General features: G+C 74.5%; 15 protein-coding genes and 1 pseudogene. 9 read left to right on the top strand and 7 right to left on the bottom strand.

Annotated elements, in window-relative coordinates; genetic code table 11:
* Both IDM29_RS07485 and IDM29_RS07480 read left to right on the top strand, forming a co-directional pair.
* Positions 1-297, top strand: a pseudogene (locus IDM29_RS07485) (monooxygenase); the annotation flags it as partial.
* Positions 298-367: 70 nt separating this feature from the next.
* Positions 368-1,753, top strand: coding sequence for an APC family permease (locus IDM29_RS07480; protein WP_182111281.1), 1,386 nt, complete (start codon positions 368-370; stop codon positions 1,751-1,753).
* A gap of 35 nt (positions 1,754-1,788) precedes the next feature.
* Here the strand turns inward: IDM29_RS07480 and IDM29_RS07475 are convergent, their stop codons facing one another.
* Together IDM29_RS07475 and IDM29_RS07470 are read right to left on the bottom strand one after the other, a co-directional pair.
* A complete protein-coding gene (locus tag IDM29_RS07475) occupies positions 1,789-2,865 on the bottom strand; it encodes an NAD-dependent epimerase/dehydratase family protein (protein ID WP_182111282.1) in 1,077 nt (358 codons plus the stop codon).
* 31 nt (positions 2,866-2,896) lie between these two features.
* Complete coding sequence (locus tag IDM29_RS07470) at positions 2,897-3,088, bottom strand: hypothetical protein (protein WP_182111283.1); 192 nt, start codon at positions 3,086-3,088, stop codon at positions 2,897-2,899.
* Positions 3,089-3,244: 156 nt separating this feature from the next.
* On the opposite strand from IDM29_RS07470, the gene glgX reads away from it, so the two are divergent.
* The 3 genes from glgX to treZ all read left to right on the top strand — a co-directional run bounded on the left by glgX (position 3,245) and on the right by treZ (position 9,693).
* A complete protein-coding gene (gene glgX / locus IDM29_RS07465; protein ID WP_182111284.1) occupies positions 3,245-5,359 on the top strand; it encodes a glycogen debranching protein GlgX in 2,115 nt (704 codons plus the stop codon).
* Positions 5,356-7,878 (top strand): malto-oligosyltrehalose synthase, encoded by a 2,523-nt coding sequence (gene treY / locus IDM29_RS07460; protein ID WP_182111285.1) that lies wholly within the window; start codon positions 5,356-5,358, stop codon positions 7,876-7,878. The genes glgX and treY overlap by 4 nt, the downstream gene beginning before the upstream one ends.
* Positions 7,879-7,953: 75 nt before the next feature.
* Positions 7,954-9,693, top strand: a complete 1,740-nt coding sequence (treZ, locus tag IDM29_RS07455) for a malto-oligosyltrehalose trehalohydrolase (protein ID WP_182114175.1) — start codon at positions 7,954-7,956, stop codon at positions 9,691-9,693.
* Positions 9,694-9,764: 71 nt separating this feature from the next.
* On the opposite strand, the gene zapE is transcribed toward treZ, so the two are convergent.
* Both zapE and IDM29_RS07445 read right to left on the bottom strand, forming a co-directional pair.
* Entirely contained in the window at positions 9,765-10,775 is a 1,011-nt protein-coding gene (gene zapE / locus IDM29_RS07450; RefSeq protein WP_182111286.1) for a cell division protein ZapE, read from the bottom strand.
* A gap of 68 nt (positions 10,776-10,843) precedes the next feature.
* Positions 10,844-11,596: an SDR family NAD(P)-dependent oxidoreductase gene (locus tag IDM29_RS07445; RefSeq protein WP_182111287.1), complete on the bottom strand. Its 753-nt coding sequence runs from the start codon at positions 11,594-11,596 to the stop codon at positions 10,844-10,846.
* A gap of 36 nt (positions 11,597-11,632) precedes the next feature.
* On the opposite strand from IDM29_RS07445, the gene IDM29_RS07440 reads away from it, so the two are divergent.
* Positions 11,633-12,118, top strand: coding sequence for a hypothetical protein (locus IDM29_RS07440; protein WP_182111288.1), 486 nt, complete (start codon positions 11,633-11,635; stop codon positions 12,116-12,118).
* Positions 12,119-12,143: 25 nt separating this feature from the next.
* On the opposite strand, the gene IDM29_RS07435 is transcribed toward IDM29_RS07440, so the two are convergent.
* The 3 genes from IDM29_RS07435 to gndA all read right to left on the bottom strand — a co-directional run bounded on the left by IDM29_RS07435 (position 12,144) and on the right by gndA (position 15,695).
* Positions 12,144-12,869, bottom strand: coding sequence for a VOC family protein (locus IDM29_RS07435; protein ID WP_182111289.1), 726 nt, complete (start codon positions 12,867-12,869; stop codon positions 12,144-12,146).
* Between the two features lie 64 nt (positions 12,870-12,933).
* Complete coding sequence (locus IDM29_RS07430; protein ID WP_309232691.1) at positions 12,934-14,262, bottom strand: hypothetical protein; 1,329 nt, start codon at positions 14,260-14,262, stop codon at positions 12,934-12,936.
* Positions 14,259-15,695, bottom strand: coding sequence for an NADP-dependent phosphogluconate dehydrogenase (gndA, locus tag IDM29_RS07425; RefSeq protein WP_182111290.1), 1,437 nt, complete (start codon positions 15,693-15,695; stop codon positions 14,259-14,261). The genes IDM29_RS07430 and gndA overlap by 4 nt, the downstream gene beginning before the upstream one ends.
* 124 nt (positions 15,696-15,819) lie before the next feature.
* On the opposite strand from gndA, the gene IDM29_RS07420 reads away from it, so the two are divergent.
* From IDM29_RS07420 to IDM29_RS07410, 3 genes are all read left to right on the top strand, one after another.
* Positions 15,820-16,389, top strand: a complete 570-nt coding sequence (locus tag IDM29_RS07420) for a DUF3000 domain-containing protein (RefSeq protein ID WP_182111291.1) — start codon at positions 15,820-15,822, stop codon at positions 16,387-16,389.
* An 89-nt stretch (positions 16,390-16,478) separates the two neighbouring features.
* Positions 16,479-17,024 carry a LuxR C-terminal-related transcriptional regulator gene (locus IDM29_RS17660; protein WP_309232690.1) on the top strand — a complete coding sequence of 182 codons (546 nt, stop codon included), beginning with the start codon at positions 16,479-16,481 and terminating at the stop codon, positions 17,022-17,024.
* 48 nt (positions 17,025-17,072) lie between these two features.
* Positions 17,073-17,847 (top strand): ribonuclease D (locus IDM29_RS07410; protein WP_188037367.1); only part of this gene is annotated, 775 nt, incomplete at its 3' end.

Raw genomic sequence — 17,847 nt, 5'->3', positions numbered from 1 at the left:
CAGGCCGCCCGGCGCGCGGCGGGCCGGGTGCGGCTCGTCGGGGACGCGTCCGGCTACGTGGACGCGCTCACGGGCGAGGGCCTGCGGGTGGGGCTCGCGCAGGCCCGGGCCGCGGTGCTCACGCTCGAGGACCCCGGCGCGTACGAGCGCGCCTGGTCGGACGCGACCCGGGACTACCGCGTGCTCACGGGCGGGCTCGTGGCCTGGGCGACGTCGCCGCTGCGGCCCGGGATCGTGCCCGTGTCGGCCGGCATCCCGGCACTGTTCGGCGCGCTCGTGGAGCGCATCGCGCGCTGAGCCGGCGGCGTGGCACCACGGCGCGCCCTCTCGCCGCGCGCGCGGGCGCGTCCGTGCCGATACTCCGGGGATGTCCTCGAACGAACCAGCCGCCACGAGCGCCCCGGGCGAGAACCCGACCAGGCTCCGTCGCGCGGTCACCGGTCCCCTGCTGTACCTGTTCATCCTGGGCGACGTGCTCGGGGCGGGCATCTACGCCCTCGTCGGCGAGATGGCCGGCGTCGCGGGCGGGGCCGTGTGGCTCGCGTTCGCGCTCGCTCTGCTCATGGCGCTGCTCACGGCGTGCTCCTACGCCGAGCTGGTCACGAAGTACCCGCGCGCGGGCGGCTCCGCCGTCTTCGCGGAGCGCGCCTTCCGGCACCCCCTGGTGGCCTTCCTCGTCGGGTTCTCGATGCTGTCCGCGGGTGTCGTCAGCGCGGCCGGGCTCGCCCTCGCGTTCGCCGGCGACTACCTCGGCGCCTTCGTGGACGTCCCCGTGCCGGTGACCGCGATCGTCTTCCTCGTGCTGGTCGCGCTGCTCAACGCGCGCGGCATCAAGGAGTCGCTCGGCGCCAACGTCGCCATGACGCTGATCGAGACGGCCGGCCTGGTGCTGGTCATCGTGGTCGGCGCGATCGTCCTGGGCCGTGGTGACGGCGCCGGCGTCGGGCCTCTGGAGGTGCCCGAGGGCACCACGGCGGGCGCGGCCGTGCTGGGCAGCGCGCTCATCGCGTTCTACTCCTTCGTCGGCTTCGAGACGTCGGCCAACCTGGCCGAGGAGGTCCGCGACGTCAGCCGCGTCTACCCGCGAGCCCTGTTCTGGTCGATGGTGACCGCCGGGGTGGTGTACCTCGCCGTGGGCTACGTCGCACCGGCGGTCGTCGCGCCGCAGACGCTGTCGGAGTCGTCCGGACCGCTGCTCGAGGTGGTCGAGGCGTTCGGCGGGATCCCGCCGCAGCTCTTCGCCGTCGTGGCGCTCATCGCCGTCGCCAACGGCGCGCTGCTGACGATGATCATGGCCAGCCGGCTCGCCTACGGCATGGCGGACCGCGGGCTGCTGCCGCGCGTCCTCGGCCGCGTGCTGCCGGGCCGCCGGACGCCGTGGGTCGCCATCGCTGTCACGACGCTCGTCGCCATCGTGCTCGCGCTCACCGGCGAGCTCGTGGACCTGGCCGCCACGGTGGTCCTGCTGCTCCTCGTGGTCTTCCTCAGCACGAACGTCGCGGTGCTGGTCCTGCGCCGCGAGACGGTCGAGCACGACCACTTCCGCGCGCCCACCGTGATCCCGTACCTGGCGATCGCGAGCTGCCTCGTCCTGCTCACCCAGCAGGAGCCGCAGCACTTCCTGCTCGCCGGCATCCTGCTCGGCGCCGGCGCGCTGCTGCACCTCGCGACCGGTGGCGCGGGCGGGGCACGGCGTCGGCGCGCCGAGGTCGAGTCGGAGGAGGGCGCCGCCGCGGACGGCGGGCACCACTGAGGCGTCGGGCCCGGGCTCGGCCCAGGGCGCACGCCTCAGCGCTCGGCGGCCTGTCCCCCGAGCAGGGACCGCCTGGCCCGTGACCGGGGCCGCAGGGGCGGGCTCGCTGTCCCCGACCCGTGCGCCAGGCCGTCGACCAGATCGGCGAGCGCCTCCTGAGCGGTCCATGTGGGTCGCCAGCCGAGCACCGTCCGTGCGCGCTGCGTCGACATCAGGGCGATCCCGGCGGCGAGGTCGACCCAGCCCGGGCTGACGTGCACGCCGTGCGCGTACCAGGCGCCCTGCACGGCGGCGCGCACGGAGGCGACGGGCACCTCGACGTACCGGCCGTGGCCGAGGACCTGCGCGAACTCGGCCGCGCCGAGGACGTCGTCGGCGGCGACGTTGAAGGCGCCCGCCTGCTGGTCGAGCAGGATGGCGCGGAAGGCCTGCGCGAGGTCGTCGGCGTGCACCGCCTGCATGCGCACGCCGCGCGGCCACGGCAGGACGGGCAGCCGCCCGAGCCGCAGCGCCGCGGCCGGCGCCGCGGGCCCGAGGAAGTACCGCTCGATCCCGGCGGCGGCACGCCGCTGGAAGACGAGCCCGGGCCGCACGCGAGCGATCCGCAGCCACGGGTGGAGCACCTCGGCCTCGTCGAGGAGCCGCTCCACCGCGACCTTGTCGACGCTGTAGGAGCTGCTGCGGACCTCCTGCGTCGCCCAGTCCTCGGTGCGCGGCACGTCGTCGTGGACGGGCGCGTACGCGCCGACCGAGGAGGCGACGACCAGGTGGGGCACGCCGGCGCGGGCGACCGCCTCGATGACGCGCGCGGTGCCGTCGACGTTCGTCGCGCGCAGCACGTCGCGCCGGTGGCTGGGCTGCATCGCCCAGGCCAGGTGCACGACGGCGTCGGCGCCCGCCATCGCGTCCGCGAGCGCCGCCACGACCGGCTCGTCCGGGCCGGCCGCCAGGTCGGTCCCGACCCACCGGGCGACGTCGTAGGGGGCGGGCGGCGTCGTGGTCGGCACGCGGCGCGCGATGCCGACGACCGAGTCGACGGCCTCCTCGCGCCGCAGGGTGCGCAGCAGCGCGGTGCCGATGTTGCCGCTGGCACCGACGACGACGACCCTCATGCCCGCCACCCCCCGGCGTCGAGGCGCTGCGTCAGAGCTCGTCCCCGGACTCGACCTCGCGCGGGTTGAGCATGTCCGGGTCGGCGTCCGGGTCGCCCTGCGTTGTGCTCTCGGCGCCCGACGCCTGCGACCCCTGACGGGGCTCGAGGCTCTCCGGGTCCGCGTCCTGGTCCCGGGCGGGGTCGTAGCCGGCGGCGTTCTCCTGAGGTGTCTGCTCGCTCATGGGGCCACGGTCGCACCGGGTCGCCCGGCCCGCACGCCGAGCGGCGCGGGGGCGCCGCGGTGCGGCGCGGCGTGGACGACGTGTCCTGCGCCACTGCCCCGTCTCGCGCGCTCGCTTCGGAGCGCGCGTGTCCCACCCTGCTGGCAGTCTTGCGCCATGCAGATCTGGCCCGGCAAGCCCTATCCCCTCGGCGCGACCTTCGACGGCACCGGCACCAACTTCGCCCTCTTCTCGGAGGTGGCCGAGCGGATCGAGCTGTGCCTCTTCGACGACGACGGCACGGAGACCCGGATCGAGCTCCCCGAGGTCGACGCGTTCGTCTGGCATGCCTACCTCCCCACCATCCAGCCCGGTCAGCGCTACGGCTACCGGGTGCACGGCCCGTACGAGCCGGAGAAGGGCCTGCGCTGCAACCCCTCGAAGCTCCTGCTGGACCCGTACGCGAAGGCGATCGACGGGCAGATCGACGGCGACCAGGCGCTCTTCTCCTACGACTTCGGCGACCCGGACTCCCTGAACACGCAGGACTCCGCCGCCCACACCATGAAGTCCGTGGTCATCAACCCGTTCTTCGACTGGGGCCACGACCGGCCGCCGCTGCGCGACTACCACGAGACGGTGATCTACGAGGGCCACGTCAAGGGCCTGACGATGCAGCACCCCGGCATCCCGGAGGAGCTGCGCGGCACGTACGCGGGCATGGCGCACCCGGCGATCATCGAGCACCTGGTCGCCCTCGGGGTCACCGCGATCGAGCTCATGCCCGTGCACCAGTTCGTCAACGACCCCACGCTCCAGGACAAGGGCCTGTCGAACTACTGGGGCTACAACACGATCGGCTTCTTCGCGCCGCACAACGGCTACGCCTCCTCGCCCGTGCCGGGCCAGCAGGTGCAGGAGTTCAAGCAGATGGTCAAGGCGCTGCACGAGGCGGGCATCGAGGTGATCCTCGACGTCGTCTACAACCACACCGCCGAGGGCAACCACCTGGGCCCCACGCTGTGCTTCCGCGGCATCGACAACGGCGCCTACTACCGGCTGGTCGACACGGACCCGGCGCACTACTACGACACGACGGGCACGGGGAACTCGCTGCTCATGCGGCACCCCCACGTCCTGCAGCTGCTCATGGACTCGCTGCGCTACTGGGTCAACGAGATGCACGTCGACGGGTTCCGGTTCGACCTGGCGAGCACGCTGGCCCGTCAGTTCCACGAGGTCGACCGGCTCTCGGCGTTCTTCGACCTCGTGCAGCAGGACCCGGTCATCAGCCAGGTCAAGCTCATCGCCGAGCCCTGGGACGTCGGCGACGGCGGCTACCAGGTCGGCGGGTTCCCCCCGCTGTGGTCGGAGTGGAACGGCAAGTACCGCGACACGGTGCGCGACTTCTGGCGCGGTGAGCCCTCCACGCTCGCCGAGTTCGCCAGCCGCCTGTCGGGCTCCTCGGACCTCTACGAGCAGACGGGCCGCAAGCCGATCGCGTCGATCAACTTCGTCACGGCCCACGACGGCTTCACGCTGCACGACCTGGTCTCGTACAACGAGAAGCACAACGAGGCCAACGGCGAGGACAACAAGGACGGCGAGGGCCACAACCGCTCCTGGAACTGCGGCGTCGAGGGTCCGACGGACGACGCGGACGTCCTGGAGCTGCGCTGGCGCCAGCAGCGCAACTTCCTGACCACGCTGCTGCTCTCCCAGGGCGTGCCGATGATCTCCCACGGCGACGAGATCGGCCGCACCCAGGGCGGCAACAACAACGGGTACTGCCAGGACAACGAGATCACCTGGATGGACTGGGACCTCGACGAGCGGGCCAAGACGCACCTGGAGTTCACGCGCGCCCTCGTGCACCTGCGCCGCGACCACCCGGTGCTGCGCCGCCGCCGGTTCTTCTCCGGCAACCCGCACCACGGGGGCGAGTCCGACCTCGGCGACATCGCCTGGCTGTCCACCGACGGCGAGCACATGTCGGAGCAGGACTGGAACAACGGGTTCGCGCGCGCCGTGATGGTGTTCCTCAACGGCGAGGCGATCGTCGAGCCCGACCCGCGCGGCGAGCCGGTGGTCGACGACAGCTTCCTGGTCCTCTACAACGCCGCGCCCGAGCCGGTGACGTTCACGCTGCCCCCGGCGGAGTACGGCACCGTCTGGACCTGCGTCCTGGACACCGACCACACGCTCGAGACGGGCGCCGAGGTCAAGGCGGGCGCGGCGGTCGAGATCACGGGACGGAGCACCCTCGTGCTGACCCGGCGGGTGGGCGAGTGAGCCCCGAGCCGGCCACGGAGCGGCAGGGTCCGGCGCGACGGCGGCCGCGCGAGGGTCGGCCGGTCCCCGTCTCGACCTACCGGCTGCAGCTCAACGCGGACCTCACGCTCGACGACGCCGCGCGCCAGGTCCCGTACCTGGCACGGCTCGGCGTCACGCACGTGTACCTGTCCCCTCTGCTCAGCGCGGCACCCGGCTCGACGCACGGCTACGACGTCGTCGACCACGACGAGATCTCGCCCGTGCTCGGCGGGCGCGAGGCGCTGGACCGCCTGGCCGCGACGGCGCGCGAGCACGGCCTCGGGCTCGTGGTGGACATCGTGCCCAACCACATGGCGGTGCCCACCCCGGTGTGGCACAACCACGCCCTGTGGTCGGTGCTCGCGGACGGGCCCGAGTCCCCGTACGCCTCGTGGTTCGACGTCGACTGGTCCGCGGGCGAGGGCGCGCTGCTCATGCCCGTCCTGGGCCGGCGCATCGGCGCGGTGCTCGCGGACGGAGAGCTCACGCTCGACGAGATCGAGGTGCCGGGCCTGGAGGGCCCCCGCACCGTCCTGCGCTACTACGACCACGTCTTCCCCGTGCGGCCGGGTACCGAGAGCCTGCCGATGGCGGAGCTGGTCGACCGCCAGCACTACCGGCTGGCGTACTGGAAGGTCGCCGACGAGGAGCTCAACTACCGCCGGTTCTTCGACGTCGGCACGCTGGCCGCGGTCCGCGTCGAGGTCCCCGAGGTTTTCGACCGCACGCACGCGGTCGTGACCGGCCTGGTGCGCGACGGCGTCGTCGACGGCCTGCGCATCGACCACCCCGACGGCCTGGCGGACCCGCACGGCTACCTCGAGCGGCTCGCCACGGCGACCGACGGCGCCTGGGTGGCCGTCGAGAAGATCCTCGCGCCCACCGAGGAGCTGCCCGAGGACTGGGCGAGCGTCGGCACCACGGGGTACGACGCCATGTGGCGCGTCCACGCGACGTTCGTCGACCCCGGCGGCGGCGGCGAGCTCGGGGCCGTGATGCACCGCCTCACCGGCGACACCACCGACGCCCTGCCGCGCATGATCGAGGAAGCCAAGCGGCAGATCGTCGCCGGGCCCCTGTACGCGGAGGTCCACCGCCTGGCGGACCTCGCCGCCGACATCTGCCGCGACGACGTGCGCCTGCGCGACCACACCTGGCGCTCGCTGCACGAGTGCCTCGTCGAGCTCGTGGTCGCGTGCGACAGGTACCGCTACTACGTGCGCCCCGGCGAGCCCGTGCACCCCGACGTGCAGGAGGCGTTCGCCGAGTGCGTCGCGCTCGCCCGCACCCGGCTCGACGAGGACCGCCTCGAGACGCTCGACCTCCTCGCCGAGATGCTCCTGGGCCGCGAGATCGGCTCCGCCGGGCGCACGCGGGAGGCGCGCCGCGACGAGCTCGTGGTGCGGTTCCAGCAGACCTGCGGCGCCGTGATGGCCAAGGGCGTGGAGGACACGGCGTTCTACCGCTGGACCCAGCTGCTCTCGCTGGCCGAGGTCGGCGGCGCACCCGAGCGGTTCGCCATCAGCCCGGAGGAGCTGCACGCGTGGGCGGCCCGGGCGCAGGCGCACGCCCCCGTGGCGATGACCGGCCTGTCCACCCACGACACCAAGCGCAGCGAGGACGTCCGGGCCCGGCTCGGCGTGCTGTCCGAGCTGCCGGTCGAGTGGTCGCAGCACGTCGACCACCTGCGGTCGCTGACCGGCGAGACGCGGCCCGTGCTGCTCGACGGCCGCACCGAGAACATCCTGTGGCAGACCCTGGCCGGGACGTGGGACGGCGGGCCGATCGCCGAGGACCGCCTCCTGGGGTACCTCACCAAGGCGATCCGCGAGGCGAAGTCGCACACGTCCTGGACCGCCCCCGACGAGCCGTACGAGGAGGCCGTCCTCGGGTTCGCCCGCCACCTGCTCACGGCGCCGGAGGTCCTCGGGGCCTACGAGGACTGGGCCCGACGCGCGGCGCCGGGGATCCGGGCCGCGACGCTCGGGATGAAGCTGGTCCAGCTCACCCTGCCGGGGGTGGCCGACGTCTACCAGGGCACGGAGGTCTCCGCCGTGGCGCTCGTGGACCCGGACAACCGGCGCCCGGTCGACGTCGCCGGGCTCGAGCGCATGCTCGAGCGGCTCGAGACCGAGCCGCCGCGCACGCTCGACGAGGAGAAGCTCGTGGTCACGTCGCGCGCGCTGCGGGTGCGGCGCGAGCGCCCCGGGTGCTTCGTCGGGCCCGAGGCGGGCTACGCGCCCCTGCCCGCGTCGACGGGCAACGCCTTCGCGTTCGCCCGGACCGAGGCCGGCGTGCCGGCGGCGATCACCGTCGCGACGCGCCTCGCCCTCTCGCTCGAGCGCCTCGGCGGCTGGGGCGCGCACACCGTCGCCATCCCCGAGTGGCGGTGGACCGACGTCCTGACCGGCCGGACCATCGACGGCGGCGTCGTCCCGCTCGAGCTGCTGCTCGAGCACCTTCCGGTGGCCCTCCTCGTGCCCGCCGGGCAGGCTTGAGGGGTGAGCGAGCAGACCCCCGTCCCCGCCCGGTACCCCGCCCTGGCTGAGGCGAGCGCCGCGGCAGACGGCGGCATCACGCCGCGCGTCTGGGCGCCCGACGTCGAGCTGGCCGAGATCGAGCTGCCCGGCCGTGACGGCAAGCGCCACGCGATGCTGCCCGAGCCGGGCGGCTGGTGGCGCTCGCCCGTCAGCCTGGGCCACGGCACGGACTACGCGTTCGTCCTCGACGGCGACGACCCGCGGCCCGACCCGCGCAGCGCCTGGCAGCCGGCGGGCGTGCACGGCCCGAGCCGGACCTTCGACACGTCGGCGCACGCGTGGCGCGACGGCGCCTGGGCGGGCCGCGACGTCCGCGGTGCCGTGGTCTACGAGCTGCACCTGGGGACGTTCACGCCCGAGGGCACGCTGGACGCCGCCGTCGGGCGGCTGGACCACCTGGTGGCGCTGGGCGTCGACGTCGTCGAGCTCATGCCGGTCGCCGCGTTCCCCGGCGTGCACGGCTGGGGGTACGACGGCGTCGCGCTGTACGCCGTGCACGAGCCGTACGGCGGGCCGGCGGCGCTGCAGCGCTTCGTGGACGCCGCGCACCAGCGCGGGCTCGCGGTGTGCCTCGACGTGGTCTACAACCACCTCGGCCCGTCCGGGAACTACCTGCACGCCTACGGCCCGTACTTCACGGACCGGCACGAGACCCCGTGGGGCCAGGCGGTCAACCTCGACGGCGACGGGTCGGCGGAGGTCCGCCGTTTCGTCATCGACAACGCGCTGCGCTGGCTGCGCGACTTCCGGATCGACGCGCTGCGCCTGGACGCGGTCCACGCGCTCGTCGACGACTCCCCCCGCCACCTGCTGGCCGAGCTCGCGGACGAGGTCGCCGCGCTCGCCGAGGAGGTGGGCCGCCCGCTCTCGCTCGTCGCCGAGTCCGACCTCAACGACGCGACCATGGTGACGCCGACCGCACAGGGCGGGCTCGGGATGACGGCCCAGTGGGCGGACGACGTCCACCACGCGCTGCACGCCTACCTCACGGGCGACCGTCACGGGTACTACGTGGACTTCGGCTCCCCCGAGGCGCTCCAGAAGGTCCTCACGCGCGTCTTCCTGCACGACGGCACGCACTCCACCTTCCGCGGCAGGGACTGGGGCGCGCCCGTCCCGCCCGGCACGGACGGTCACCGCTTCGTGGTCTTCAGCCAGGACCACGACCAGGTCGGCAACCGGGCGCTGGGCGACCGGCCGTCGGAGCACCTGGACGACGCCGGACTCGCGGCGGCCGCCGCGCTCGTCCTGCTCTCGCCCTTCACGCCCATGCTCTTCATGGGCGAGGAGTGGGGCGCGCGCACCCGGTGGCAGTTCTTCACCGACCACGAGGAGCCCGAGCTGGTGGAGGCCATCCGCCAGGGTCGCCGCTCGGAGTTCGCCGGGCACGGCTGGGAGGAGATCTACGGCGGCGACGTCGAGGTCCCGGACCCGCAGGCGCCGACGACCGTGGCGGACAGCCGGCTGGACTGGTCCGAGGCGGCGCAGCCGGGCAACGCCGCGCTGCTGCGCTGGTACACCGACCTCATCGCGATCCGGCGCTCGGTGCCGGAGATCGCGTCCGGCGACCTGGCCGAGACCTGCGCGGACTTCGGCGAGGGCTGGTTCGCCCTCCACCGCGGCCGGGTGAGCGTCGTGGCGTCGGTCAGCGACGAGGGCGCCGCCGTGCCGCTCACCGGCGCGCTGCTCGCCTCCTTCGGCGAGGTGCACCGCGGCGACGGGACCCTCACGCTGGACGGCCGCGGGGTCGCCGTCGTGCACCGCCGCGCCTGACCCGGCGGGCGGCGCGCCACGGACGCGAGGGTCCGGCCGCCCCGTACGGCATGTCGGGCGCGCCCCGGCCGTCAGCGCGCGACGCGCCCCCGGCCGTCCTGCGCGAGGGCGCCGAGGCGGGACAGGGCGCGCAGGTACTTCTTGCGGTAACCACCGCGGAGCATCGCGTCGTCGAACAGCACGGGATCGGCGTCGCCCCCGAGCAGCACGGGGACGTCGCCCTCGTAGAGCCGGTCGACGAGCGAGACCAGCCGCAGCGCGTCGGCCTGGTCCCGCGCCCGGCCGACCCCCGTGAGCCCGACGGTCGCCACGCCCTCCACGAGCGCGCCGTAGCGGCTCGGGTGCACGGTGCGCAGGTGCGCCAGCAGGGCGCCGAAGTCGTCGCACGTCGCCCCCGGCGTGCCGGACGTCACCTGCCGCACGACGTCGTCGTCGAGCGCCTCGAGGCGGTGACCGCCACCGCGGTGGCGGTAGTCCGGTCCGTCGATGCGCAGCACCTCGAACCGGTCGGACATCGCCTGGATCTCGCGCAGGAAGTCCTCGGCCGCGAACCTGCCCTCGCCGAGCTGCTCGGGCAGCGTGTTCGACGTGGCCGCCAACCCGACGCCGGCGTCGGACAGCTCCCGCAGCAGGCGCGACATGAGCAGGGTGTCGCCCGGGTCGTCGAGCTCGAACTCGTCGATGCAGACGAGCCGGCGCGTCGAGAGGGCCGCGACCGTCGGCGCGAAGCCGAGCGCCCCGACCAGGTGGGTGTACTCCACGAAGCTGCCGAACGCCGCGTCCGGTGTGCGGTGGGCGAGCGCCGCGAGCAGGTGGGTCTTGCCGACGCCGAAGCCGCCGTCGAGGTACACGGCCGGCGGGGCCGGGGGTCGGCGCAGCCACCCCCGCCGGGAGGGTCGCCCGAGCCGCTCCGCGACCTGGACCAGCCGCTCGCGCGCGGCCGACTGGCTCGGGTGGGCGGGGTCGGGCAGGTAGGAGTCGAAGGACGCGTCCGCGAAGTGCCGGGGCGGCGTCAGCTGGGCCAGCAGCTCGTCCGCCGCGACCTCCGGGCGGCGACCCACGAGGCTCGCCGCTGGACTCACGCCGCCACCCTAGTTCCCCACCGGGCGCACGTGCCCGGGTGACGCGTTGTCGTCCCAGGCGACGCCCGTCACCGCGCGTCCGGGGCGGGGAGCGCCACCACCGGTGGGGAGGACGCGTCCGCGAGGACGCCGAGCACCGCCGCGGCGACGCGGTCGCCGCTGATCTCGGCCACCGGGTCGAGGTTGCGGTCGTCGCCGGCCACGGCGGCGAGGACGTCGACCTCGTGGACGCGGACCCGCGGTCCCGCGCCCGCCGCCAGCTCGGCCCGCAGCACGTCGAAGAGCATCCGCTGCCCCGCGCCGGCCACGCTCACGGGGCCCGACAGGGCCATCGGCACGCGCGCGGCAGCACCGTTGAGCGCGACGTAGACGGGGTCGCGGCGCGCGCCCGCGGCGCCGACCAGCGGCACCAGCGCCCGCGCCGCGAGGAAGTGCGCGGTGAGGTTGTCGTCGAGCACCTGGCGCCACACGAGCGGCTCGAGGCCGACCAGCGGCGTGCCGATCCACCAGCCGCCGAGGGCCGCGACCACCGCGTCGGCCGTCCAGCCGTGCGCGGCGAGCGCCGCGGGGACCTCGTGGGGGTCGGCCCAGTCGCGCACCGTCACGCGCACGAGGCGATCGTGGCGGGGCAGCCCTCGCCCGACGGCGCCGGGCGGGCGTCGCGTCGGGACGACGACGCGCGCCCCGGCGTCCAGGGCGGCCCGCACCACGTGACCACCGACGACGCCGGTGCCGCCCGCGACGAGCACGACGCGGTCCGCGACGGGCCCGCCCGGCACCGGCGCGGGCCCCTGGTCGGCCGTGCGCCGGGATGCGTCCACGGCGCCCAGACTAGGTCCGGCGGCTACGCTGCCGACGTGAGCGAGACCATCCTCCTCCTCAGCGAGGACTCCCTGACCACCGCCGACGTCGAGCACATCACCGCGCTGCACACCGGCGAGGACGTCCGGTACCACGTGCTGGTGCCCGCCGACACGGAGCGCAACCTCCTCGTGTCGCTGGTCGACCACCTGAGCATGGGCGAGCTCCGCGAGGCGCTGGACGACGTCCTGGGTCGCGAGCCGTCGCCGGTCCGTGCGCGCGCGACGGCCGAGGACCAGCTCGCCGCGAGCGTCGCGGCACTGGTGGCGGCCGGGGTGCGCGCCGACGGCGTCGTCGTGGCCGACGACCCGCTGCCGGCGCTGCGCGCCGCGGTCAAGGACGCGACCGTGCGCGAGGTCGTGGTCGTCACCCAGCCGCACGCGCTCGAGGACACGTTCCACACCGACTGGGCCTCGCGGGCCCGCGAGGAGCTGCACGTCCCGGTGCTGCACCTCTACAGCGGCACGAGCCAGCTCGGCTGAGACGCCCGCCGCCCGGCGTGGTACGTCACCTGGGGGTCGGGGAGGCACCGAGGTGGAACTCGTTGCCGCCGGGGTCGGCGAGCACCACCGCGCCGTCGTCCGTGGCCAGGCGCAGCGCGCCGAGCGCGACCAGTCGCTCGGTCTCCTGGCTGAGGTCCCCGGCGGTCAGGGCGAGCTCGAGCCGTAGCCGGTCCCGCGGGCTCTCCCCCGGCACGGCCGGCGCGTCCCACACGTCCCACGAGATCTTGGTGCCACCCTCGGGGGACTGGATCGCGGTCTGCTGGTCGTGGTCCCACACCAGGGGCCAGCCCAGCGCCGCCGCCCAGAAGAACCCGACGTCCCGGGTGCCGTCGCACGTGAGCTCACCGAGCGGGCCGCAGCCGGCGAGGTAGGCGTTCCCCGGCTCGATCACGCAGAACTCGTTGCCCTCGGGATCGGCCAGCACCACGTGCCCCTCCTCGGGTCGCTGCCCGACATCGAGGTGGTGGGCGCCGAGCCGGAGTGCGCTCTCGACGACCTGCCGCTGATCGGCTGCGCTCGTGCTGGTGAGGTGCAGGTGCCTCCGGTTCCGGCCGACCTCGTGAGCCTGCTGCGGTACGAACCGCAGGCCGAGCTGCGTCCGCGACCCGGGGAGCAGTACGCCACCTCCGGCGTCGTCGAGCGCGTCCCGTGCGAGCATCGCGGCCCAGAAGTGCGCCAGGCGCCCGGGGGCGTACGCGTCGAACGCGAGGGCCGTCAGTCGGCAGGGCATGGTCCGACGGTACGAGGGTTGCGGCGCGCGTGGCAGCAGCAGCGGGCGACGTCCCGCCGCGCCGCTACAGGCCGGTCCCGGTGACCTCCGGGTAGTACCGGCGGAACTTGCGCACCTGGTTGACCGCCGCCGCCGCCACGTACAGGCGCCGACGCAGGCGCGTCTCGGCGCGGTAGCGCAGCGGGTGCGCCGTCGCGCGGCGTCGGATGAGGTCCTGGACCTTCGCGCGCAGCGCGGGGTCCAGGACGTACCGCAGCAGGAGGCGGTGCGGGACGATCGAGTAGAGCACCTCGCGCTCGACCGACACCGGCGCCACGGCCTCGCCGTCGACCCGGTCCGCCACGAGGAAGCGCGCCGGGTTGGCACCTGCCGCGAGGACGTAGTGGTTGTTGCGCCCGATGCGCGGGTTCACCTCGAAGAACTGGGCGGACCCGTCACGCGGGTCCACCTTGACGTCGAAGTTGGCGAAGCCCACGTAGCCGGTGCTCACGAGCAGCCGCTGCGCCTGCTCGAGCATGTCGTCGAACCGCCCGGTGATCATCGCGGCCGGGTTCCCGAGCCCGCTGGGCGTGTGCTCCTCGAGGAGCACGTGCGCGCAGCAGGACATCGTCACGACCCCGCGCGTGTCGACGTAGCAGGTGATCGAGCGCATCTGCGTGTCGTCGCCCGGGACCATCTCCTGCACGACGAAGCGGCCCCGGAAGCCGGCGTCGCGCAGCGTCACCCACAGCGCCGCCAGCTCGGGCGCCGAATCGACCTGGTAGACCTTCTTCTTGCCCGCGAAGCTCAGCCGCTCGTAGTCCGCGCTGTTGGCCGCCTTGGCGATGACCGGGAAGGGCAGGTCCACCCCGACGGGCGCCCAGCCCGCGTCGTCGGCCGTCGTGAAGTCCTGCACCACCGTGCGCGGGGTCGCGATGCCGAGCTCGGTGCACAGCTCCGCGAAGCTGGCCTTGTCCGCGAGCCGGCCGAGCAGCTCCTCGCCCAGGAACGGCACGGTGTACCACTGCTCGAGCTCGGCGCGGTGCGTCACCAGGAACCGCACCAGCCAGTCCGTGTTGGCGAGCAGCAGCAGCTGGGGCGCGTCCGGGTCCCCCGCGAAGCGCGCGGCGACGTCCCGCAGCGCGGCCAGGAGGTCCTCGGGCGTCGCGTCCCCGCCCAGCACGACGTTCTCGAGGATCGTCGAGTCGGCGACGGGGCCGGTCACCGTCATGCTGACGACGACCGACCGCGCGCCGTACCCCTCGTGGAAGGCGCGCGCGAGCGCGTACACGCCGATGTCGGCGCCGAGGATGACGGGCTGGAACGCCCGCCCCCCGGCCGAGCGACCCTCCGCGCGCGTGATCAGCGGCGGCGCGGGCGCGAGCCCTCCCGCCGTGCCGGAGCCCTGGGTCACGCGGGGCTCTCGGACCGGTCGAGCGTCCACTCGGTGTGGAAGGTCCCCTCGCGGTCGGTCCGGCGGTAGGTGTGGGCCCCGAAGAAGTCGCGCTGCGCCTGGATGAGGTTGGCCGGCAGCCGCTCGGCACGCACCCCGTCGTAGTACGCGAGCGAGGAGGAGAACGCGGGCGTCGGGACGCCGTTGAGCGCCGCCGCCGCGACGATCCGGCGCCACGCGGCGACGCCGTTGCCCACGGCGGACGAGAAGTAGTCGTCAGCGAGCAGCAGCGGCAGGTCCGGCCGGCGCTCGTAGGCCTCGGTGATCCGGTTGAGGAAGCGCGCCCGGATGATGCAGCCGCCCCGCCAGATCCGCGCCATGGCGCCGCGGTCGATGTCCCAGCCGTACTCGGCCGACGCGGCCGCGATCTGGTCGAAGCCCTGCGAGTACGCGACGACCTTGGAGGCGTAGAGCGCCAGCCGCACGTCCTCGACGAACGCCTCCCGGTCGGCGATGTCCCACGCCTGCGCGTCGGCGAGCAGGACCCCCCGCGCGGCGGTGCGCTGCGGCACGGAGCCCGACAGGGCGCGCGCGAACGTCGCCTCGGCGATGCCCGTGATCGGGACCCCGAGGTCGAGCGCGTTCTGGACCGTCCAGCGGCCCGTGCCCTTCTGCTCCGCCTGGTCGAGGATGACGTCGACGAACGGCAGGCCCGTCGCCGCGTCGGTGTGCGCGAGCACCTCGGCCGTGATCTCGATGAGGAACGACTCGAGGTCGCCGGTGTTCCACTCGGCGAAGATCTCGCCGATCTCCGGGGCGGACGCACCCAGCCCGTGCTTGAGGAGGTCGTACGCCTCGGCGATGAGCTGCATGTCCGCGTACTCGATGCCGTTGTGGACCATCTTGACGAAGTGGCCCGCGCCGTCCGAGCCCACGTACGTGCAGCACGGCACGCCGTCGACCTTGGCCGAGATGTCCTCGAGGATCGGGCCGAGCCACTCGTACGACTCGCGCGAGCCGCCCGGCATGATGCTGGGGCCGAGGAGCGCGCCCTCCTCACCGCCCGAGACGCCCGTGCCGACGAAGTGCAGGCCGTGCGCCTTGAGCTCGGCCTCGCGGCGGCGCGTGTCGGGGAAGTGCGCGTTGCCCGCGTCGATGACGATGTCGCCCTCCTCCAGGAGGGGCACCAGCTCGGCGATGACCGCGTCCGTCGGGCCGCCCGCCTTGACCATGATGACGACCTTGCGCGGGCGCTCGAGCGAGGCGACGAAGTCGGCCATCGTCTGCGACGGGACGAAGTCGCCCTCGTCGCCGTGGTCCGCGATGAGCGACTCGGTCTTCGCGTAGGACCGGTTGTGCACGGCGACCGTGTACCCGTGACGGGCGAAGTTCCTCGCGAGGTTGCGACCCATGACGGCCAACCCGGTGACACCGATCTGCGCGCGTGCAGTCATGCTCGAGGACTTCCCTTCGGGAGGTGACGGTTCGGGCCAGCCTACCGAGGCACGCAGGTGACGCTCCGGGGTGTCCGCGCGGCGGTCCCCGCCGGTGTCGGACCTCGCACGTACTCTGCGAGACGTGATCACCGCCGGCGCCGGAGTGCCACAGGAGTTCGTGCGCGCGTTGCACGCCCTGCGGGACGAGCGGCTGCGTCCCGAGGTCCGTCTCACCGAGATCCCGGCTCCCGCGCGCATCGCCCCGTACGCCGTCGCCCTCACGGCCGACGTCGCCGGCTCCGGCACCGGGCCCGACGACGACGCAGCGTCCGGCCGCTTCGTCCTCCTCCACGACCCGGCTGGCCAGGAGGCGTGGGACGGCACCTTCCGTGCGGTGACGCTCGTGCGGGCGACGCTCGACCCCGAGACCGGCTCGGACCCGCTGCTGTGCGAGGCGGCCTGGTCGTGGGTCACCGAGGCGCTCGCGGACGTGCCGCACCACGCCCTGGGCGGGACGGTCACCCGCGTGGCCTCCGAGACGTTCGGGACCCTCGCCGAGCGCGAGTCCGAGTCCGAGGTCGAGATCCGCGCCTCCTGGTCCCCCGAGGGCGAGGCGGGCGCGCACCTGGGCGCCTGGGCCACGCTCCTGTGCCAGGCGGCCGGTCTGCCGCCCCTGCCGGACGGCGTCTCCACGCTGGGCCGGCGCCGCTGAAGGCGGTCGGGAATCGGGGCTCAAGCCCTCGGGACAACCTGCCGATAGCAGGAGCACAGATCGTCCCGCCTGGCAGTGTGGAGCTTCCCGTGACCGTCGAGCACGTCCGGACAACACCGGCGAACCGCGCCCCTGCCCGTCGACCGGTCACCGGGGCGGCACGGGCAGCGGGCCCCACGTACCCGCCCTCCCCGCGGGTCGCGCCGGGCACCGGGCCGCTGTGCCTCGTGGTGCCGGAGATCGCCGACGGCGATGGTCACATGCTCGTGCGCTCCCTGCGTCGACGGGAGTCGACCCGCGCCGTGCTCCTCACCCGCAAGTCCGGACGGCGCGAGCTCGTCGTCCTGCTCGGGGGCGGCGTCCGCGGCGCGGTAACGGCCGAGAGCCCCGGGGCCGTGCGCATCGCGGCCAAGCCGCCCGTCGCGCCGCCCGCACCGGGCCCCGAGCTCACCGCGCGCGAGCTGGGGGTCCTCGGCCTCGTGGCGCAGGGCCGCTCGAACCGCCAGATCGGCGAGCACCTCGACCTGTCGGCGCTCACGGTCAAGAGCCACCTGGCGCGCATCTCGCGCAAGGTCGGCACGGGCGACCGCGCCGAGATGGTCGCGTACGCGATCCGCAACGAGCTCCTGGCCTGAGCGCGCGCCTGGCGCGCCGGGCGGCGCCCAGCACGTAGGTTGGACGTCATGCCGCACGTCCCCTCCGTCGAGTCTGCCGCCAGCGATCCGGAGGAGGCTCCGGACGTCCCGCACGCCCCGGAGGTGACCCCGCTGCGGGAGCCGGCGGACGGCGTCCCGGACGTCGTGGAGACCCCGGGCGCGCTCGCCGAGGCCGCCGCCGCGCTCGCCGCGGGCACCGGCCCGGTGGCGGTCGACGCGGAGCGCGCGTCGGGCTACCGCTACGGGCAGCGGACCTACCTCGTGCAGCTGCGCCGGGACGGCGCCGGCACCGTCCTCATCGACCCGATCGCCCTGCCCGACCTGTCGAGCATCGGCCAGGCGCTGCAGGGCGTGGAGTGGGTCCTGCACGCGGCGTCGCAGGACCTGCCGGGCCTCGCGGAGCAGCAGCTGCGGCCCGACGCCGTCTTCGACACCGAGCTCGCGGCCCGCCTGCTGGGCATGCCGCGCGTCGGACTGGCGGCCGTGGTCGCCGACGTCCTGGGCCTGGGCCTGGCCAAGGAGCACTCCGCGGTCGACTGGTCGACCCGCCCGCTGCCGCGCGACTGGCTGCTGTACGCCGCGCTCGACGTCGAGGTGCTCACGGACCTGCGGCGCGAGCTGGGCGCGCGCCTGGAGGCTGCGGGCAAGGCCGAGTGGGCGCGCCAGGAGTTCGAGGCCGTCCGCACCGCGCCCCCCGCGCCGCCGCGGGTCGACCCGTGGCGCCGGACGTCGGGGCTCCAGACCGTGCGCGACCGACGCCGCCTGGCCGTCGTGCGGGCGCTCTGGGAGGCGCGCGAGGCCG

The organism is Actinotalea sp. JY-7885, from assembly GCF_014525465.1.
In the GTDB taxonomy this organism is placed as follows: Bacteria; Actinomycetota; Actinomycetes; order Actinomycetales; family Cellulomonadaceae; genus Actinotalea.
The sequence above is the reverse complement of the archived record's forward strand: the minus strand, read 5'-3'. Positions and strand labels throughout refer to the sequence as shown.

Excerpts from the sequence above, each read along its gene's own strand:
- glgX (WP_182111284.1), top strand. The coding sequence starts at position 3,245 with ATGCAGATCTGGCCCGGCAAGCCCTATCCCCTCGGCGCGACCTTCGAC.
- IDM29_RS07480 (WP_182111281.1), top strand. The coding sequence starts at position 368 with ATGTCCTCGAACGAACCAGCCGCCACGAGCGCCCCGGGCGAGAACCCG.
- IDM29_RS07470 (WP_182111283.1), bottom strand. The coding sequence starts at position 3,088 with ATGAGCGAGCAGACACCTCAGGAGAACGCCGCCGGCTACGACCCCGCC.
- IDM29_RS07475 (WP_182111282.1), bottom strand. The coding sequence starts at position 2,865 with ATGAGGGTCGTCGTCGTCGGTGCCAGCGGCAACATCGGCACCGCGCTG.
- IDM29_RS07435 (WP_182111289.1), bottom strand. The coding sequence starts at position 12,869 with ATGCCCTGCCGACTGACGGCCCTCGCGTTCGACGCGTACGCCCCCGGG.
- gndA (WP_182111290.1), bottom strand. The coding sequence starts at position 15,695 with ATGACTGCACGCGCGCAGATCGGTGTCACCGGGTTGGCCGTCATGGGT.